This window comes from Methanosarcina sp. KYL-1 (genome assembly GCF_024372725.1).
In the GTDB taxonomy this organism is placed as follows: Archaea; Halobacteriota; Methanosarcinia; order Methanosarcinales; family Methanosarcinaceae; genus Methanosarcina.
The window spans coordinates 1-17928 of the sequence record NZ_VOUA01000016.1 but is presented as its reverse complement, the minus strand read 5'-3'; the positions used below and the strand labels follow the sequence as shown (position 1 = coordinate 17928).

The following is a 17928-nucleotide window of genomic DNA, read 5'->3' as shown; positions in this document are numbered from 1 at the left end:
CTCAGGCCCACGAAGATAGCCGCAGAGCCCACAGCCCGATTCCGGGTATTTATTCCCCTGCCCGTTTCTGCTTCATCCTGGCGAGCATGGCAACAAAAGCCCCGGCCGAGATCGCGTCCCCGATTCCCACGGTGGCTTTTGGCTTTTCGACCACTTTCGAAGGGATGATGACCGCGTCATGGTCAGGCCCGTAGATGTAACCGTAACTGAACTCATCCGGAGAACAGAACTTTCTTCCGGTACAGTAGAGCTTGAAGTTTGCCAGGTCTTCAAGCCCCCTGTCCGAGACCGGAACTTTGAGGCCTGCTTCCACATCTTCCAGGCTTTCGATCCTGCCCGTGAGGGCCTGAGTGGCAGCAAGGGCTGAGGAAAAGAGCAGGGAGTCACGGTGATCTTTCAGAGTGAGGGGATGGCCTTTTGCAAGGGTGCAGATGAAATAGCCCAGGCAGTGCACATGGACCCTTTCAAGGTCCAGGTCTTCCAGCAGCCGGACAGCCCCCTCGTAAAGCGACATGATCCCGGTTTCCCCTTTCCTTATAACGGCGTATGAGAGTTCCTCATACCCGAGCACGTTAAGGGCGTTTGCCACTTCCACAGTGTCAAGGCCCAGGGAATGCACATGCCCGGCAACGATTTCTTCAAGGATGGCTTTCCTTATCACCCGGTTCTGGATGGAGGTAAGCTCCACATGGATGCGGAGTTCCGGGTTCAGGGCTTTTAGCTTTTCAATGACCCTGACCGAGCTTTCGACGTAGTCCTTATAAGTGGACCCGTCCTCGTATTCTTCTTTTATCATCTGGTACCCGGAAAGGATCGCACCATCGAGCGGGCCCAGGGAATCGAGCCGGGAGTAGACCTCCCTGTCCATGTCCAGGCGGAGCCATTTGGGGCGGGAGGAAATGATCAGGCGGTTGTCTCTCGGCACTTTGAAGGTGCTTCCCCCGCAGCTTACGTTCAGGTCCTTCGAATATTCCAGGATCCAGTTGACCTTGGACTCGATTCCGGGCCTGAAGGCTTCCCTTGGGTGTTTCAGGAGGAGTTTTCCCCCTTCAAGGGCCGGGTGCAGGAGATTTTCTGATTCCGCAAAATACCCAGCCTGTTCTTCCGAAAGCCAGGGAACGTAGGCAACCACCTTTTCCAGGCCCAGGCGGGAGAGAAGGTTCGTGATGATACCTGCCTGCCCGCCCATGCGGGCATAGTCAAAGCCCAGGTGCTCCTTCAGCCATTCATGGGGCCCTCCGGTGTATGCAGGCACTTCTGCGGCTTTTCCTTCCCGCATTGAGATAATGAGGCGGGCAATGAAATCAAGGGGTTCCCCGACCTCCCGGGGATAAGATGCGATCCTCTCCTGGATTTCAGCCGGCTCAAAAAGCCCGAAAAGCCTGGTAAGGTCTTCCTCCGTGAGGTGCTTGATGGCATCGATATTGCTGTTGTAAGCTACGAACATCCCGTCCAGATAAGGAAGGGCTTCCTTTACACTGTTAAACGCATCCCTGTGGCGCTGTTCCCATTCTGCGAGGTCCACTGACTTCAAAACCCCCCTGAAGAATTTTATGGTTTATAAAATCATATAACATTTGAAACCGGATGAAACATAAAAATAAAAAATTGAACATTTCCGGAATTAAGGGGCTTTAAATCCGGGTTTTTACGGACCCGGACTTTATTCCACCTGGATTTTCATTACTTCACATTACATGCTTATTTTATTTAGCTTTGTTCAGGCTTCAAATCCGGCAAGAAGTAAAACCCGGTCCCAAAGCCCGTTATAAGCTGTGCATCAATCGGTTGTGCATCAATCGGTTGTGCATCAATCGGTTGTTTATCCGGAATTAAGCCGCGAACTCCATTAAGTCGTGTACTCGGCATTGATCCTGACGTAGTCGTAGGTCAGGTCGCAGCCCCAGGCTGTCGCGGACTCTTCTCCCAGCCCCAGGTCAAGAGTGACGAAAATTTCCTCGCTTGCCATGATCCTTTTCAGGAGGTCAAGGTCAGCAGACCTGGTGATTTCCCCGGCTTTCACGAGTTCGACTTCTTCTCCCCCGCCTGAAAAGGACAGGGAAAGCCTCTCCTGTTCAAGTTCGGCACCAGAATACCCTGCCGCAGCCACGACCCTGCCCCAGTTAGGGTCCTTTCCGAAAATTGCGGACTTGACAAGGGGAGAGCGGACTATGGCTTTTGCCGCAAGCCTTGCATCTTCGTATTTTTTGGCACCCTGCACCCGGGCCTCGATCAGTTTTGTGGCCCCTTCCCCGTCTTTTGCGATCAGCTTTGCAAGCTCGGTGAGCACGTACTGGAGCCCTTCCTGAAACTCGTCAAGGCATTCCAGGCAGGGCTTGACCCCGGACTTGCAGGTGGCTGTGAAAAGCACCATGTCGTTGGTACTGGTGTCCCCGTCAACGACGATCATATTGAAGCTTTTGTCAACTGCTTCCTGAAGGGCTGCGTCAAGCACGTCAGCAGGCACCTTTGCATCCGTATACGCAAAGCAGAGCATCGTCCCCATGTTGGGCTCGATCATCCCGGAACCTTTAGCAATCGCCCCGATCCTTATCCCGCAGTCGAGCTCCACGGCCACCTCTTTCATGACTTTGTCCGTGGTCATTATCGCCTTTGCAGCAGCTTTGCTGCATTCGGGAGATTCGCCCAGCCCTGCGAGGACTTCGGGAAGATGGTCCCTTATCCAGGCCACATCAAGCTTCCTGCCGATAACTCCTGTGGAGGCAACCCCGACCTGATCGGGATCAAGCCCGAGTTTTTCGGAAAGCATGGAAGCCATTTCCATTGCGTCCAGGAAACCGTCGTCTCCCGTAAAGGCGTTGGCATTCCCGCTGTTTGCAATAACTGCCGAAAGCTTGTGTTCGGTTTCAATGCGCTCCTTGCTGAGTGTAACCGGAGCTGCAATCACTTTGTTCCTTGTAAAGACACCGGCAGCCGGGCCATGGGCCAGAATGACTGCAAGCCCCATCTTTCCGGGCTTGATCCCGTATGCGGACACGCCCCTGACTGCGCAGATACCACCATCAATTATTTTCATGAAAAACCCCCGCTGTCTTCCTTTAGACTTTTGCAAGCCCCTGGATTATGTCCCCGCGGGTGACAATGCCCACCAGACGGCCTTCTTCCATAACAGGGAGCCTGTTGATCCTGTGCCTGATCATGAGCTCGGAAGCCTCTTCCACGGACGTTTCGGGAGAAATAGTGTACACGTCCTTTTTCATGATCTCCCGGATCTGTTTTGAGCCCACGTCCGAGAGCATCTTCTTTGTCTCTTCCCAGCCCAGGAGTTCCCGGATAGGGACCTCTATGACCTCAAAGGGGCTCGGAAGCCAGAGCTCTCCTTTCTCGGGGAGGACCAGCAGTTTCAGCAGGTCGGCTTCACTCACGATCCCGACAAGCTCTCCGTCTTCGAGGACCGGAGCCCCGCTGATATCGTTTTCTTTCAAAATTTTCGCAGTGTCGCGGACGGTGTCGTCGGGCTTGCAGAAAACAACGTCCGGATTCATGACATCTCTTACCTTCATCAGACTACCCCTGCAAATGGATTCCATTCTTTATTTTTATACGTCACGAGTTATATGTTCTCGCCTGCCTGCCGGCTTGCAAGTCTTTCTTACTAGATAAATTTAGCCACTCATTAAGCTAACCGCTCGTCAAGCTAACTGTTCACCGGAGTAAGTGCTTATCAAGCTAACTGTTCACCGGAGTAAGCGCTTATCAAGCTAACTGTTCACCGGAGTAAGCGCTCATCAAGCTAACTGCTCACTTAAACCGAGTCTTAAGGAGCCGCAGCAGGTAACCAGAGCCCGCGGATCTCTTTCATCCCGAACATAAGGTTCATGTTCTGGACCGCCTGGCCTGATGCACCTTTCACAAGGTTGTCGATTGCCGAGAGCACTACCACCCGGTTGTTTTCCTTATCCGCCTCAAAGCCTATGTCACAGAAGTTCGAGCCCCTGACAGCGGCAAGGGACGGTACGCCTCCCGGAAGCCGGACAAAGGGCCTGTCCCTGTAAAACTCTTCATAAAGCGCCTGCACGTCCCCGGTGGAGAGGGGCTCTTTCGTGAAGAGGTGGGCCGTGGTAAGGATGCCCCTTACGGTGGGGATCACATGGGGAGTGAAACTGATGTTCCGAAGGTTTGGGTCCAGCCTGTTCAGTTCCTGGAAAATTTCCGCCCTGTGCCTGTGGGCCGTAAGCTTGTAGGGAATGATGTTTTCTGCCAGGTTCGGGTAGTGTGAAGTTTCCGAAGGCGCGATGCCGGCTCCCGAAATCCCTGTCTTGGAATCGAAGACCGCCACATCAATAAGCCCTGCTGCCGCAAGGGGCGCTGCCGCAAGGTTCGCTCCTGTTGGGAAACACCCGGGGTTTGCCACCAGGTCTTCTTTTGCGGCTTCGGGGTGAAGTTCAACAAGCCCGTACACGGTATTCCTGGGGTCGATGTGCTTTATCCCATAAACTTTCTCAAACACGGACGTCTCAAGCCTATAGTCTGCGCTAAGGTCGACCACCTTCGTGCTGCCGTCGAGCAGTTGCGGGACGTAGTTCATAGCAGTCCCGTGGGGCACCGCCACAAACACCACATCACAGCGCTCCCTGATTTCTTCGGGCTCGGGATTTTCGTATTTGAGGCCGAGAAAACCTTCCAGGTGCCTGTGGGTGCTTGCCACGGGCTTGCCTGCAAGACTCCGGGAAGTTGCCAGCTCAAGCTCAACATCGGGGTGATTTACCAGTAAGCGTAGGAGTTCTCCTCCTGTGTATCCGGAAGCTCCTATAATTCCTGCCTTGATCATGGTATTCACTGCCATTGTAATGTTGACACAGGATAATTAAGCTTGTTATCGGAAAAAAAACTGAGGAAAAAAGGATACTGTCCGGCCACTGATTCATAGCCAGGGATTGAGGTCGGATAGGAGGTCAGGGCGTTATGACTATTTTATCGTTAACCTTAAGTTTACTGTATGCGATAAGAAGCCCATTTTCGTAATCAACAACTTTTACGGAAACCTCTTTTTCAGGCTCAAGTTCCATTGCAGGCAGGCCGCTATTATTCAATACAAGGAATTTGCTTTCCCCTACTTCCAGTTTGCCCAGGGAAGAGGAATTGAGCACATAGGAGGTCTCATTGATACCCAGGACAACTGCCATGGAAGCACTATCAAAAAAGAGAGGATCTCCCCCTCCATGTTTGAATTCTATCAGGTTTCCATCAGCGAAACTGATTTCAAGCTTTGCGGAAGGCGCCTCGCCATCTGGAGAGTCAGCGGATTCCGAAAAAATAACAGAGGACAATAAACTCGTGAGTATGACAACAATTGCAATTGACAATACAGTCCCAATAACCGGAGCCACACCCTTTTCGTCCAGGGATTTAAGTATTGGAAAATTTTTGGACATCATATCACTCCCGAAACAACACAGCCATATTATGAAGATTAAAACTATGAATATTAAGACAGTAAAACTTGACTTATTAAATATATAAATATATTGTATAATGGCTTTGTTCAGTATAATGGCTTTGTTCAGGAGCTTGACTCCGGAAAAAGCTGCTCTGTGCAGGCAAACTATTTCATCTTTATAAACATATTTTCCAGTAAGAAAATTCTTATGAGCCCTGAATTCGGAAACAACAGGAGGAAAAAACCTGAATCAAAAAAAGACAATCTACCTTGCAGGCCCGCTCTTCACCCACGCCGAACTTGAGTTTAACAGGAAACTGAGGGACATGCTCCTCAATAAAGGATTTTCTGTCTTTTTACCCCAGGAAGACGCCGAGGATGCAAAAGAAGAGCATGAACGCCAGAACCAGGAGTATATCTTCCGGCGCTGTGTAGAAGGCGTTGACGGTTCGGACCTCATCGTCGCAGTCCTGGACGGCGGGGACGTGGACTCGGGCACGGCCTGGGAGATCGGATATGCTTATGCAAAAGGCAAACCGATAATCGGGCTCCGGACCGATTTCAGGGCTCTTTCGAACGGGATTGTGAACCTGATGATCGAAGTATCCGCCAATGCCCTTGCCAGGACCGAAGAAGAGCTTATGGAAGTGATGGAAAAATTCCGGTAACTACCGGATAATTACCTGCTTCTATTCTTTCATTTCCATAGCCATTGCCCTATATAAAACTGGCATTTTTTCCACAGTCATTCCCATGGTCATTCCCATAGTCATTTCCACAGCTGCAGGCATTTTATTACAGTTATTTTTATACAGTTAATACCACAGCCATAGCTGGCATTTTTTTCTTAACAAGTTTTCCATGCCATCCTCTAGCATTTACTCTGGCATTTATAGGAGGGTTAGCTCATAAATTCATACATTTCTGAGATATAGGGAAATCGAGGGGCATTGAACATAGTCATAAAAATAACTTTTATTTATTCGGATCGGTCCAAAGCCCCTTCATGATTATTATTTAAATTATCCCTCAATGATTACAAATAAAATTATAAATTCAAGTTCTGCAGGCATAATTTATAATGATTAATACTTTAAAAAATGTTTATATGGTAAGCCATACATATTAGATATACGAGGTTAAGAAAATGACCTACCCTAAAGGATATACCTTCATGAAGGTAAAAACTTCACATGGGTCCGGAGTCTACGTATCTCAGTATGGAGAAATGATCAAGGTAGTGCCCTGCGGTCCAAATGTGAGGATATCCGAAAGATATACTAACGACTTAATCCGACAGATTGAGTCCTAAAATAAGAAATAAAGAATTTCCGAATTTGTCTTTTTGATTCGGACACTTTTTACTTTTAAACTCAATTTTAACTTTTTTCTTTAATTTAAATTATGGAAATTCCCTAGTTTATTTTTCCTACTGTTTCTAACCCCTGACTGCCTTTTCCCGGCTTACGGCAGGGTTTAATAATATAAAAATGAAAAATAACATAAAAATGAAAAATACTGCAAAACCGGGGAATGGATTCCGTTGATTAGAACGTATCTGGAAAACGACCTTGAAGATATGGTAAAGATCTGGTATGAAGCCTCAGTCCTTGCCCACGATTTCGTCCCTGCGGACTTCTGGGCGGAACAGAGGGAGGCGATGAGGAACCTTTACCTCCCGAGAGCCGAGAACCTGGTTTTTGAGGAAGAAGGAAAGGTTTCCGGCTTCATATCGCTTGTTGGCACCAGAGTCTGCGCCCTCTTCGTGGCCCCGGAAAGCCAGGGAAGAGGAATTGGAAGCGCCCTCCTCGAACACGCAAAAGCCCTTAAAGGAAAACTGTCCCTCAGGGTATACAGGGAAAACAAAAAAGCCCCCGGGTTTTACGAGAAACACGGGTTTACTGCGGCAGGAGAAGAGATTGACGGGCATACCGGCTGCGTGCAGCTTTTGATGGAGTGGGGATAAGGTTTGAATTTTAAAAACCTTCAAAGATTTAAAAGCAAGCCTAAAACAGGCATACGTACCTGAAAACTCATTTTATCCCGGAAATAACCTGATTTACCGTAACCTGGTTTACTGAAAAACTGCCTTAGCTAGAAAAATAGAGAGCGTAGCTTAGAATCAACAATGTTATCACAGTATACGAAGAAACCTAGATTAAAAAGGGAATTAAGAAAGGGAATTAAAAGGAAATTAAAAAGAAATTAAAAAGGGAATTAAGAAAGGGAATTAAAAGGAAATTAAAAAGAAATTAAAAAGGGAATTAAGAAAGGGAATAAATAATCTGGAGATCAAAGGTCATGAATCCTTACAGGGAAAACATATCCACCGGAGAAGGTGATGACTCACTTTCCCGCTATCTCAAGCCCGATACGCCGGAAGTAAAGGAAATCGAAGACCTGCATGAGAAGGAGTACGAATACGGAGATTACCTGGGAGAAGTGGAATATTCAATTTCCCGGCATTTTTATGAGGCTGACAGAAAGATAAAGGACAAAGATGTCGTTTCGGCTTTAAAGAATATCAGGAAAAACTTCGGAAAAAACATCTCTTTTTTTAAACTGGACCTTGAAAAAGAAATTCTGGAAACTATGATTGAGCTCATGGAAGAAGAGCCCATAACCCACCACGAGTTCAGGCTTGTGATAGACTATGTCCTGGAAACCATCGAGAACAGGTCCTGGATGGAAGATGAACAGGCATACGTAAAATGGGCTGCTTACATGATGGGCTTTTATAATGAAGAGGAGAAGGTGGAGTACGAAGAGAGTGTCAAAAAGCTTGCCTCCAGGCTCGGGCTTTCAAGTAAGCATGTAGACCTCATGCTTATGAAAGGGGAAGAAGAGGAGGATTATTTAGAGTTTTTCGAAGAGTTGGGAGAAGAAGAGGAGCTAAGAGCCGAGATGGAAAGCAAATTCCTTTCACTGCCAGACGCCGAAAAATTCGATTTCCTGCTGGAAAACGGCCCTGAATTCTATGAACTTCTGGGGCTTTACATATCTGAACTTTCGGAAAAAGGCGAACTCGAAAAAATCCAGGAACTGTATGACAGGCTCATTGAAAAATACGGTGAACACATCTACCTTTACGCTGCAATGGGTGGAGTATACCTTGATCGGGACCCTGCCCTTGCAAAGTCCTATTATGAAAAGGCGTTAGCTGTCCTGGACAAACTTGAAGACCTGCCCGACTCCATGAAAGAGGAATTAAGAGATAGCCTCAGTATCCTGATAATGAAAATAAGCTGATTGCAAAAAGACTTATTGTGAACGGTTGTGAACAGGACCCGTTTTCGTAAACTGGTCCCGTTACAAAAAGGTTGAAAGCAGAAGCCTGCTATCGAGCAGGAATCCGAGATCGCCAGGACACCATAAATACGACTAATAAGGCTGCCCCTTTTTGTTCAAGTCGTTTTCTCAAGAGGCTTCACTCTGTTTGTGCTTTCTTCAGAGTAGTTGGTGAGGGGCTGCCTACATAAAAAATATATTAAAAAACCATGCCCCGTTTTCTTTCTGCCCCTTTGATTTTCCACTCCCTGCCTTAAAAAGCCACGATGGGACAGAGCTGAGAGAAACTTCAAAAAGACCGCCGGGTTTCATAAGAGAGCTTTTTCAAAATCCTCCAGGTCAAAGACCAGATAGCCTTTTTTCCGGGGTTCTTTTTTGCCTTCTATTTTCCTGGTAAGGAGCCCGAAGGTTTCGCGGCGAGTTTCGTTTTGCCACTGGACGAGGGGGGCTTTTTGTTCCAGGGCTTAGAGGAACTTTTCGGCGGAGGGGCGGTTCAGGCTTCGCCATTCGCATTTGAAAAAAGAGATAATTGCTCAAATGCTGGAAAATAATACTAATCGTAATTAGTACTCCGACTTTCCGCAGATGTCCTTTCAATTTTCACAATTTTTCTTGCTATCGTTTTTCTGAAAAATCCCATGTTTACTCAAACGTGTGTTTTTGATGATTTTCCAACATTTTTGGCTTTTTGCCTTCATTGAAAACTTCCAGCAGCCATTTCCCTAAGCTTCAGTTGAGATTATTACTGCAAATTTTCAAATAATTCTCCAAAAACGATAACAGGAAAAATGTTATTTTTTGGAGACATCTGCGGAAAGTCAGAGTACTAATCCAGATTAGTATTTTGGAAATTCAATAACATAAGACATCTTCGGTATCCTGTCAAAATTAAATACCTATTGTCAATCTGAAGAGGGGACGCCGACAGAAAAAAAGATAGTAAAAAGTGCCGTAGAAGTTCTGGGCGACGAGACCCTGAGGCTCATGGCAGCAGAACTTGTCGGGATCATCAGGAAGAACGCAGGGGTTGACTGGACTGTCAGGAAAAACATCCAGGCAAAGATGAAAGTCAGCGTAAAGCGGCTCCTGAAAAAATACGGTTACCCACCCGACAAACAGAAACTTGCGACAGAGAGTATCCTCAAGCAGGCGGAACTGCTGTGCATAGACATGGGCGTTTCAGCAGTTTGAAAACCCCTAAACTCACAAAAATCCCACAGAATCCACAAATAAACCCACGAATCTTATTTTTAATGTCTGCGGACCTTATGGAGCCGGCTTACCCGACCTATTTATCCGGATACGCTCTTTCGAATTTGTTCTTCCTGACCTGCTCTTTCGAATTTGTTCTTCCAGATCTGTTCTTCCGGATCTGTTCTTCCGGACCTGCTCTTCCTAACTGAATCTGTTTATTTTATGCTTGTTCTCATACCGGTTTTCATACATCTTTGAATATTTAACCCCAAATATCCCCAACGTAACGAAAAATTTAAATATTTGAAACCCTATCTATAGGTTAGTAACTGAATGATAATAACTGCCTTACAGTAACTATTGGGCATTACCAGTAAGACAGTCACCATCAGTTACCCTAGCAAGCGACCTACAAGAAAAGGTGGAATTGTGTACCACCTGAAGACAGAGCATTTCCGCCTCCTCAAGATGCGGACAAGAAGATCCAGACTCCCATGCCATTGTGCCAGTGAGAAGCCGGGAAAAGGGAAGAAAAAAATCTCCACTCTCAAATCATCACCCTCGGCAAAACCCGGACTTTTCACAGGCCACCTCCTTAGGGACAGAAAAAAATGCTCTTAACCTGCAGATCAAAACCAGTTACAAATAAACAGGTCATCGATTTCTATCGCCGATAGAAATCGCCGAACAAAACCACATAAAAATTAACCCGATGCCAAAAACCAACAAAGCTTGAAACCAGATACGGAGAAATCATTACATGAGACTGCCGATGAAGAGAACACCGCGTGATGTATACAACTGGGACCCGTTTGAAGAGGTCAGAAGGATGCAGGAATACATGGAACAAATGTTCAGGACCTTCCCGGCGCTGGAAACCCGGCTCGGCGGCGAGACCTTATCTCCCCTCACGGACGTGATGGAAGAGGAAGACAAAGTTACCGTCACAACCGACATGCCCGGCATTGAGAAAGGGGATGTCGAACTGAGCCTGAAGGACAATGCCCTTGTAATCAGTGCGGGACGCGGCAAAGAAGAGGAAAGCGAAAAGGAAGGCTACCTAAGGAAAGAGCGCTCCTACACCCGCTACTACCGTGAAGTCCTCCTCCCTGAAGGCGTAACCGAAGATGGGGCAACTGCAAGCCTCAAAAACGGCGTATTAACTGTCACCCTGCCGAAACTGAAATTGAAGGAAGGGAAAAAGATCCTGATCGAGTGATAAAATCCTGTTTAAGTGATAAAATCCTGATCGAGTGATAGAAGATGCAAACATAACCAGAGGTACTGCAAAGAAAACTGCTGCCTTAAATACCACAAAACGATGAAAACAATCAACCCCTCAAACCCGATAAAACCTGTACCAGTAAAACCTCTTAAGCCACAAAAACCAAATGTGCCGATAGGACCTGCAGGCAACCGGGCCTGCAGGCCAACCTTCCTGGCCAATCCACTAAGCTCAATTCCAGTCCCCAATCCAGTCCACTAAATTCAACTCCAGTCCCCAATCCAGTCCACCAACAACCCCAGTCCACAATCCAGTCCACCAACAACCAAAACGTGAATCCTCAAACAAAAGTAAAAACCCACAGAAAAACTCCTAAAACTCCCGTGTCAGAAAAACATTTTTCCTCCACCTTTTTCCTCCGCCCTTTTTTCATTCATCTTTACTACTCTTTTTCACATCTTTTTTAGTCCTTTTTTATTTCTTCTGGGGAGGCGCCGCCAGGCAAGCTGGCGGGGGCACTTTATAATTTTTGGGTTGAAAAATGGTTTCCGGGGTAAAGAAATGTATTAAAGAAAAGTATTTCTCAGGCCAGGTGCGGGAAAAATAGGTTCAGGACCTGCCCGGTTCATTAACTGCCAGAGGCTCATACACATTTCCGGGCTCGGCTGCCTTCCTGGGTTCATCCACCTTTTTCATGACCACGAAGCCTGCCAGGAGCATAAGTACGGCGCAGGCGTAAAAAGGGGTGATAAAGCCCATGTACCCTGCAAGGAAACCTGCAAAGATGGGGCCAAAAGCCATGCCTGCAGCCTGGGCGGTGGTGATGATGCTGAGTTTGGAGCTTAAGGAAGAGCCGTCGGAAAGGTCTGCTGCAAGAGCCATGGCAGGGGTATCGATGGACGCAACAAGCAGCCCCTGGAGGGCCCTGACCAGGATAAGCTGGTTGATGCTTGTTACATAGCCCATGCCCACGACAAGAGGGATGCTCAGGAAGAGGCCGGATACGATCAGTTTCTTCCTGCCTATCCTGTCCGAGAGGCTGCCGAGGGGGGCCTGGAAAAGCAGCCTTGCAAAGATGTAGGCTGAGACCGCTACCCCCAGGGAAAGCTCGGAAGCTTTGAGCCTGAGCTCGTATTCGGGGAGGAGGGCTACGACCATCATGATCCCTACCATCATCATGAGCATGGCTCCGGCAAGGGGGTAAATCGAAACATAGCCGTTTCCGGCCTCATCTTTCGGAACTGGATCAGGAGAGCTTTTTGTTTCTTTTACAAAAAGGGTGACCAGCACGAAACTCACCACCCCGAGGAAGGCGCAGAAATAAAACCCGGCATTGAAGCCCCAGTACCCGGCAATCGCCCCCCCGACAATAGGCCCGAGCCCAAAACCGATTCCACGGATGGTGGTGTAGACCCCGACAGCCTTTCCCCGGGTATCGGGGGTCGAGATATGGGTGACCATTGCAATGACCGCAGGGATTGTTGCGCCTACGGTTATGCCCTGGAGCAGTCGGATCAGGAGCAGCTGTTCATAGCTTTCCACCCGGGAGTAGAGGAAGGAAAAGAGCGTATATCCGATAAGCCCCAGGACAATGAAAGGCCGCCTGCGGTCCAGCCTGTCCGAGAGCCTCCCCATAAGGGGCTGGGTAAGCGCACTGAAAAGCCCGAATACCGTCACCACAAGCCCTGCTTTTGCAACCACCGGGAGGCCCGAGAAAAAAGATGCCCCGAGGTCGGCAATATAAAGGGGGATCAAAGTCACCAGCATCCCCGAACCCAGGTCTTCGCAGAACCTGGAAAAGGACAGCACGTAAAGTTCCGGCTTTATCCCTTCAAAGAAGTTACGGTATATGCTTTGGGGCAGGAAGCGGGTTTTCATGCTTTTTTCCCATTTTTATTTAAAAGTAAGTTCGATTTTTACCCTGTAAGGTCGGGTGGTTCTAAATATTATATTTTAAAGCTAGTTTAGATAGTCATCGGTTTTGTTCGATCTTTTTCTTATTTCAAATCAGTAACAAATTTTAGAAAAAAGAATTCCAAAATTATATTTTTTTGAAAAACTAACGTTGCTATTATAGGAATACATTAAAATTATTTTTGGCGGGGATACTTGTGACAAAAATAAATAAAGATAGCACTGCGTTCATAATCGTGGATGCACAGAACTTCGTTCTTCACGAAAACGGGTTTGGTGCAGGTTGGGGTGCCTGGAAATTTTCTCAGGAAAAGGATATGGTGAAAAGAACTGCCAAAGCCATAGAAAGATTCAGGGCAGCAAATATACCCGTAATCTTCGTTGTAATGGAGCTGCGGCCCCAGATATCACATGCCCTGAATGATAACTTACCGGACATCGATTTCTGGAAAAACCTCAGGGAAATGGACTTCACGAAAATAAGTCCCGAACAAGGAGAATTCCAGGGGAGGATAATAGATGAGTTCACCCCTCATCCTGAAGACCTTATGGTTGCCAAACACCATACAATGAGCGGTTTTCACAACACGGACCTTGACAAAATACTCAGGGCCCTCCACTGCGATACCCTGATATTTGCCGGGGCCATAACGAACCTCTGTGTTGAAAGTACAGTGAGAAGTGCTTTTGACAGAGGATATAATTGTGTTGTTCTGAGTGACTGTGTTGCTTCAATCAGTGAAGAGGCCCAGAGCTTTGCCGTAGATGTGATTTTCCCCTTCTTTGGTAAGGTTTGCAGTTCTGAGGAACTTGAAATAGCGTGAACGATTCGGGGAAGAAAGTCTGAAAGATTATAAGAAGTTGGAGTTATGTGATATTACAGAGAGAATTCCTGCAACTAAGTGGTTGGAAAGTTGTTGAGAAATATATCCCGGACAGGGTCAAAAACAGAGAGCCTTTGGAGTTGCAAAAAGGCTTTGGACTTAAGCCCGGGATATAGTTGCAGATAAGAAGTGGTATTCTTGAAAGAAGTTAAGGGAAGATTCAGGAAGATTTTACTAATTATAGCGGCATGTTTAATCTGCACAACCGTCATACTGATCGCTCTAACTTATCCGAATTACCACGATACGATGACGGAAGCACAAAAACAATTGCTTGCGAACAGTAATATTCTGGAAACAGAGTATGGGGATATTGAGTATTCCGTAATGGGAGAAGGGACACCTGTCATATTGCTGCATGGTGCAGGAGGCGGCTATGACCAGGGACTCTGGCTGGGCAAAGTATTTTTCGGGGACGGGTATAAATTTATCTCGGTTTCACGGTATGGCTATCTTCGATCATCCATTCCGGAGAATGCTTCGATTGAATCGCAGGCCGCTGCGTACGAAACTCTTCTGGATAATTTAAGCATTGATAAAGCAATTGTTGTCGGCGCATCAGCCGGAGGTCCGTCAGCCACTCAGTTTGCCAACGACTATCCTGACAGGTGCTCGGCATTGGTACTGGTGTCTGCTGTAAGTATGGGTCCGGCACCGGGTGATAAGGATCCGCTTTATGTTGGCATCATTCACACGATCCAGCAATCTGATTATGCATACTGGCTCTTCACAAGATTTTTTCAAGCTACAATTCTGGACCTGATGGGAATTCCAACAGAAGTATATGAAGCATTTAATCCGGAACAGAAAGAACTGGCACAGGAAATGCTTGATATAATGCATCCCATGTCCCAGAGGTATGAAGGCACCGTAAACGATGAAAAAATGATTGAATTTTATACCGTACCCGCAGGCAATCTTCGTGCACCAACACTGATTATCCACGCTAAAGACGATGCGCTGGTAAGTTACGAACATGCGGAAAATGCCCACAATAAAATAAGCCAATCGCAACTGGTATTATATGATACCGGTGGTCATGGGATGTTGTCTCAAATGAACAGTACGAGGGTGCTTGTAAAAGATTTTCTAAACGAATCCACCTATAACAGCACCACTTGAGTATTACGGCCTTCCGGACATTTTTCAGGTAGAGTTTCCGACAGGAAAAACAGATATGGTAAACCTTTCCTTCTTGCTAATGACGCAAAGAGAAACGTATGAGTAAAAGGAGTTTGCTGACTTTTTTAGGATGTCATTCGTAGCTCTTACCTTTTTTCAGGGTTTTTATAAGTTCTTGAAGGAGAGTCCTTTCATTCGATGTTATCAGATCTCTTTTTCATTTCTTTTTGAAAAGGCGCCGCCAGGCAAGCTGGTGGAGGAATCTCCCTCGCATTTGGATTGAAAAAAGGTTTTCGGGGACCGGGGAAGTATTCCAGGTATTCAGGTTCCCTGTGCGGCGCGGGAAAAAAAGCTCAGAAGATGCCGTTTCCAAAGATTCAGAACTTCTCCTCGAAAACCTCGCCTCGGGGTTCTTTTTCCTTAAAGATCTGCCCTTCGAACCAGTAGACTTCAGCCCCTGTCAGCCAGGCGTCTGCAGGGAGCCCAGCTTTCATGCAGGTGTGGCTCAGGAAATCGATTGCATCAAAGTCGTTCTCAGGGGCGACCTGGGGGAGGAGCAGGCCCTGGTAGTAGCCCTGCCGTACGAGAAGTCCATGCCTTCCGATCTCGATCAGTTCGGGGAGCTTTTCGGGAGGGGCATCTATCCTTTCCGGGGGGGTCAGGACCGTTACCTCAACAACAACCTCTTCCATCTCGGTATTTTCCACGGGAGGAAAGCGGGGGTCTCTGGTCGCCGCCGAGATTGCGGAGTCCAGGATCGCCTCTTCAAGGGAGGTGTCAGGGAATGGGTGCCCTATACAGCCCCTGAGAAGCTCATGTTCCGTAAGGGTGACAAAAACCCCCCGCTTTTCCTTAAAAACCGGGGAGAGTTCAAAGCCTTTCTCTGAGGGCTTAATGCGCCCCTTCCCCCCCAGGAACGATTCGATGGTTGCCCGTGCGAGTTTGACTGCAGTCCTGCCTTCCGATTCTGTAAGCATACCTGGATCACGCCCTTGTATATTAAAACAAATCTCGTGTGCTAAAGTTACGAATGTGTGGTACGAATGACTGTACGAAAGTATGTACAAACTACGGTATCGTATGGTACGAACCTGTGGTACTGTATGGTATTATGGTATCGTATGGTACGAACCTGTGGTACTGTATAGTATTATGGTATCGTATGGTACGAATGTTAAGCAGTATATGCCCCGAACAGTATATGCAAGGAGAAGATAAAAAGCTGCGCGGATACAAAAAATGGGCACAAAAACTATGAATTAAGTGAATATGAATTAAGAGAAATCCGGACGGGGAAAGCTGGGTTGAGGGAAAAAGGGATTTGAAAACCCCTCACAGCTTTTTGGCTTCCTGGTATTTTTTGGCCGCAACTTTCAGGGCTTCGACTCCGGGCAGCTTTTCCCCTGCAAGGTAATCGATGCAGGCCCCTCCGCCCGTACTGATGTGGGAGAAGCGGTGTTCCAGGCCCAGGTGGGCGACTTCTGCGGAGATGTGCCCGCCGCCGATGATCGAGAACTCGGACTTTACGGCAGCCTTGATGATTTCATGGGTCCCCAGGGCAAAGTCATCGATTTCTGAAACTCCGGCAGGCCCGTTCAGGACAACGGTCTTGGCGTTTTCGATTTCGTTAGTGAACTCCACAATGGTCTCAAGCCCTATGTCGTTGATGGGGAGAGAGTCCGGCCTAAGTTCCGAGACCTGCACTTCAGTCCTCTTCTTTCCGTCGTTAAGGGCAACATCCTTCGGAAGCCCGATCCGGTCCCCGAATTTTGCAAGCATGTTTTCTGCCTTGTGGATCTGGTCTTCGTAGCCCTGGGATTTGATGAACTCGAGGTTGGCGGTTCCGATCTCGACACCTGAAGCTGCAAGCGCCACGTTTGCGACCACACCTGTTAAGAGTACCCGGTCAGCCCCCCCGCTGGCAAGCACATTTTCCGCAACTTTCAGGGAATCGTCCACCTTCGCCCCTCCGAGCACGAAGATGCAGGGCCTTTCCCCTCCTTTAATCCCCCTGTCCAGGGACATGAGCTCCTTTTCCATGACCCTCCCCGCCCCGGTGGGAAGGACTTCGGTGAACCCGACAACGGAAAGGTGAGACCTGTGAGAGACCGCAAAGGCGTCGTTAAGGAAAATGTCCACAAAAGGTGCCAGTTTCTTGACCATGTACGTATTGGCATGATCGGCTGCCGTTCTTTCGAGACTTTCTTCGGAATAGAACCTGACATTTTCAAGCATTATGACGTCGCCGTCTTCCATTGAAGCAATCTGGGTCTTTGCAAAGGTCCCGAAAATATCATCCACGTAGCGGACCTCCCTGCCCAGGTGTTTGGACATCAGAAAGGCATGGGGCTTCATGACCGTAAAGTCTTTTTTCCCCGGCCTGCTCTGGTGGGCGAGCAGGACAACTTTTGCGTTCTCGAGATCCTTCAGGGTGGCAATATGGCTCTTGATCCGCATATCATCCAGGATGTTGCCGTCCGGATCCATGGGAGAGTTAAGGTCAACCCTTAAAAGAATTGTCTTTCCATCAATGTCAAAGTCGTCGATCGTAAGAAAGTCTCTGGATGTCATGTACCCTCAGCGCACCTTTGTGAATAAAACTTTAGACATTTTTGTTTGTTCAATTGTGTTTACCTTTGTCATAGGATTTTTTCCATAAATAAGTTTGTCCTTATTTAATCCTCACGAGAGGGGTTCTGATTTAATAAGAAAAGAGCAAAAAGGAATATAGTATCGAGCCGCAACTTCGGGAAAAGGAAAGCAGTCAACTTAAAAAAATCAAATTGCGGGCGGCCACCCCACCCTAAAGGATGGGGTATGCTTCGGGCCGCCCGCCCGGTTTTTTGGGAACTCAGAAATCGTCGAGTTTCCGTTGCCCAGATATCTTAAATTTATGAGAT

The 17928-nt window shown here is 47.6% G+C and carries 15 protein-coding genes and 1 pseudogene; 7 read left to right on the top strand and 9 right to left on the bottom strand.

Annotation, left to right across the window (positions count from 1 at the left end; all coding sequences use genetic code 11):
- Positions 1 to 49: 49 nt before the first annotated feature.
- The 5 genes from pfkC to FTO70_RS11295 all read right to left on the bottom strand — a co-directional run bounded on the left by pfkC (position 50) and on the right by FTO70_RS11295 (position 5396).
- The gene (gene pfkC, locus FTO70_RS11315) at positions 50 to 1525 is read right to left on the bottom strand and encodes an ADP-specific phosphofructokinase (protein WP_255335919.1); all 1476 of its coding nucleotides are present in this window, start codon (positions 1523 to 1525) and stop codon (positions 50 to 52) included.
- Between the two features lie 324 nt (positions 1526 to 1849).
- Entirely contained in the window at positions 1850 to 3037 is a 1188-nt protein-coding gene (gene argJ / locus FTO70_RS11310) for a bifunctional ornithine acetyltransferase/N-acetylglutamate synthase (protein ID WP_255335863.1), read from the bottom strand.
- Positions 3038 to 3059: 22 nt separating this feature from the next.
- On the bottom strand, positions 3060 to 3524 hold the full coding sequence (locus tag FTO70_RS11305) for a CBS domain-containing protein (RefSeq protein WP_255335862.1): 465 nt from the start codon (positions 3522 to 3524) through the stop codon (positions 3060 to 3062).
- Between the two features lie 254 nt (positions 3525 to 3778).
- Positions 3779 to 4792 (bottom strand): N-acetyl-gamma-glutamyl-phosphate reductase, encoded by a 1014-nt coding sequence (gene argC, locus FTO70_RS11300; RefSeq protein ID WP_255335918.1) that lies wholly within the window; start codon positions 4790 to 4792, stop codon positions 3779 to 3781.
- Positions 4793 to 4916: 124 nt separating this feature from the next.
- On the bottom strand, positions 4917 to 5396 hold the full coding sequence (locus FTO70_RS11295; RefSeq protein ID WP_255335861.1) for a type IV pilin: 480 nt from the start codon (positions 5394 to 5396) through the stop codon (positions 4917 to 4919).
- Positions 5397 to 5646: 250 nt separating this feature from the next.
- On the opposite strand from FTO70_RS11295, the gene FTO70_RS11290 reads away from it, so the two are divergent.
- From FTO70_RS11290 to FTO70_RS11270, 5 genes are all read left to right on the top strand, one after another.
- Positions 5647 to 6069, top strand: a complete 423-nt coding sequence (locus FTO70_RS11290) for a nucleoside 2-deoxyribosyltransferase (protein ID WP_255335917.1) — start codon at positions 5647 to 5649, stop codon at positions 6067 to 6069.
- An 875-nt stretch (positions 6070 to 6944) separates the two neighbouring features.
- Positions 6945 to 7367, top strand: coding sequence for an N-acetyltransferase (locus tag FTO70_RS11285; protein ID WP_255335860.1), 423 nt, complete (start codon positions 6945 to 6947; stop codon positions 7365 to 7367).
- A 335-nt stretch (positions 7368 to 7702) separates the two neighbouring features.
- Positions 7703 to 8650: a hypothetical protein gene (locus FTO70_RS11280; RefSeq protein ID WP_255335859.1), complete on the top strand. Its 948-nt coding sequence runs from the start codon at positions 7703 to 7705 to the stop codon at positions 8648 to 8650.
- Positions 8651 to 9625: 975 nt separating this feature from the next.
- Complete coding sequence (locus tag FTO70_RS11275) at positions 9626 to 9880, top strand: type I restriction enzyme endonuclease domain-containing protein (protein ID WP_255335916.1); 255 nt, start codon at positions 9626 to 9628, stop codon at positions 9878 to 9880.
- A 763-nt stretch (positions 9881 to 10643) separates the two neighbouring features.
- Entirely contained in the window at positions 10644 to 11102 is a 459-nt protein-coding gene (locus tag FTO70_RS11270) for an Hsp20/alpha crystallin family protein (RefSeq protein ID WP_255335858.1), read from the top strand.
- A gap of 615 nt (positions 11103 to 11717) precedes the next feature.
- Here FTO70_RS11270 and FTO70_RS11265 read toward each other — a convergent pair.
- Positions 11718 to 12986, bottom strand: coding sequence for an MFS transporter (locus tag FTO70_RS11265; RefSeq protein ID WP_255335857.1), 1269 nt, complete (start codon positions 12984 to 12986; stop codon positions 11718 to 11720).
- Between the two features lie 233 nt (positions 12987 to 13219).
- Between FTO70_RS11265 and FTO70_RS11260 the strand changes: the two genes are divergently transcribed.
- Together FTO70_RS11260 and FTO70_RS11255 are read left to right on the top strand one after the other, a co-directional pair.
- On the top strand, positions 13220 to 13846 hold the full coding sequence (locus FTO70_RS11260) for a cysteine hydrolase (RefSeq protein ID WP_255335856.1): 627 nt from the start codon (positions 13220 to 13222) through the stop codon (positions 13844 to 13846).
- Positions 13847 to 14044: 198 nt separating this feature from the next.
- Positions 14045 to 15028, top strand: coding sequence for an alpha/beta fold hydrolase (locus tag FTO70_RS11255; protein ID WP_255335855.1), 984 nt, complete (start codon positions 14045 to 14047; stop codon positions 15026 to 15028).
- A gap of 30 nt (positions 15029 to 15058) precedes the next feature.
- Here FTO70_RS11255 and FTO70_RS11250 read toward each other — a convergent pair.
- From FTO70_RS11250 to pgk, 3 genes and pseudogenes are all read right to left on the bottom strand, one after another.
- Positions 15059 to 15236 (bottom strand): annotated as a pseudogene (locus FTO70_RS11250) (ISH3 family transposase); the annotation flags it as partial.
- 169 nt (positions 15237 to 15405) lie between these two features.
- Complete coding sequence (locus tag FTO70_RS11245) at positions 15406 to 16005, bottom strand: TIGR00296 family protein (RefSeq protein WP_255335854.1); 600 nt, start codon at positions 16003 to 16005, stop codon at positions 15406 to 15408.
- A gap of 355 nt (positions 16006 to 16360) precedes the next feature.
- On the bottom strand, positions 16361 to 17599 hold the full coding sequence (gene pgk / locus FTO70_RS11240) for a phosphoglycerate kinase (RefSeq protein WP_255335853.1): 1239 nt from the start codon (positions 17597 to 17599) through the stop codon (positions 16361 to 16363).
- Positions 17600 to 17928 lie beyond the last annotated feature (329 nt).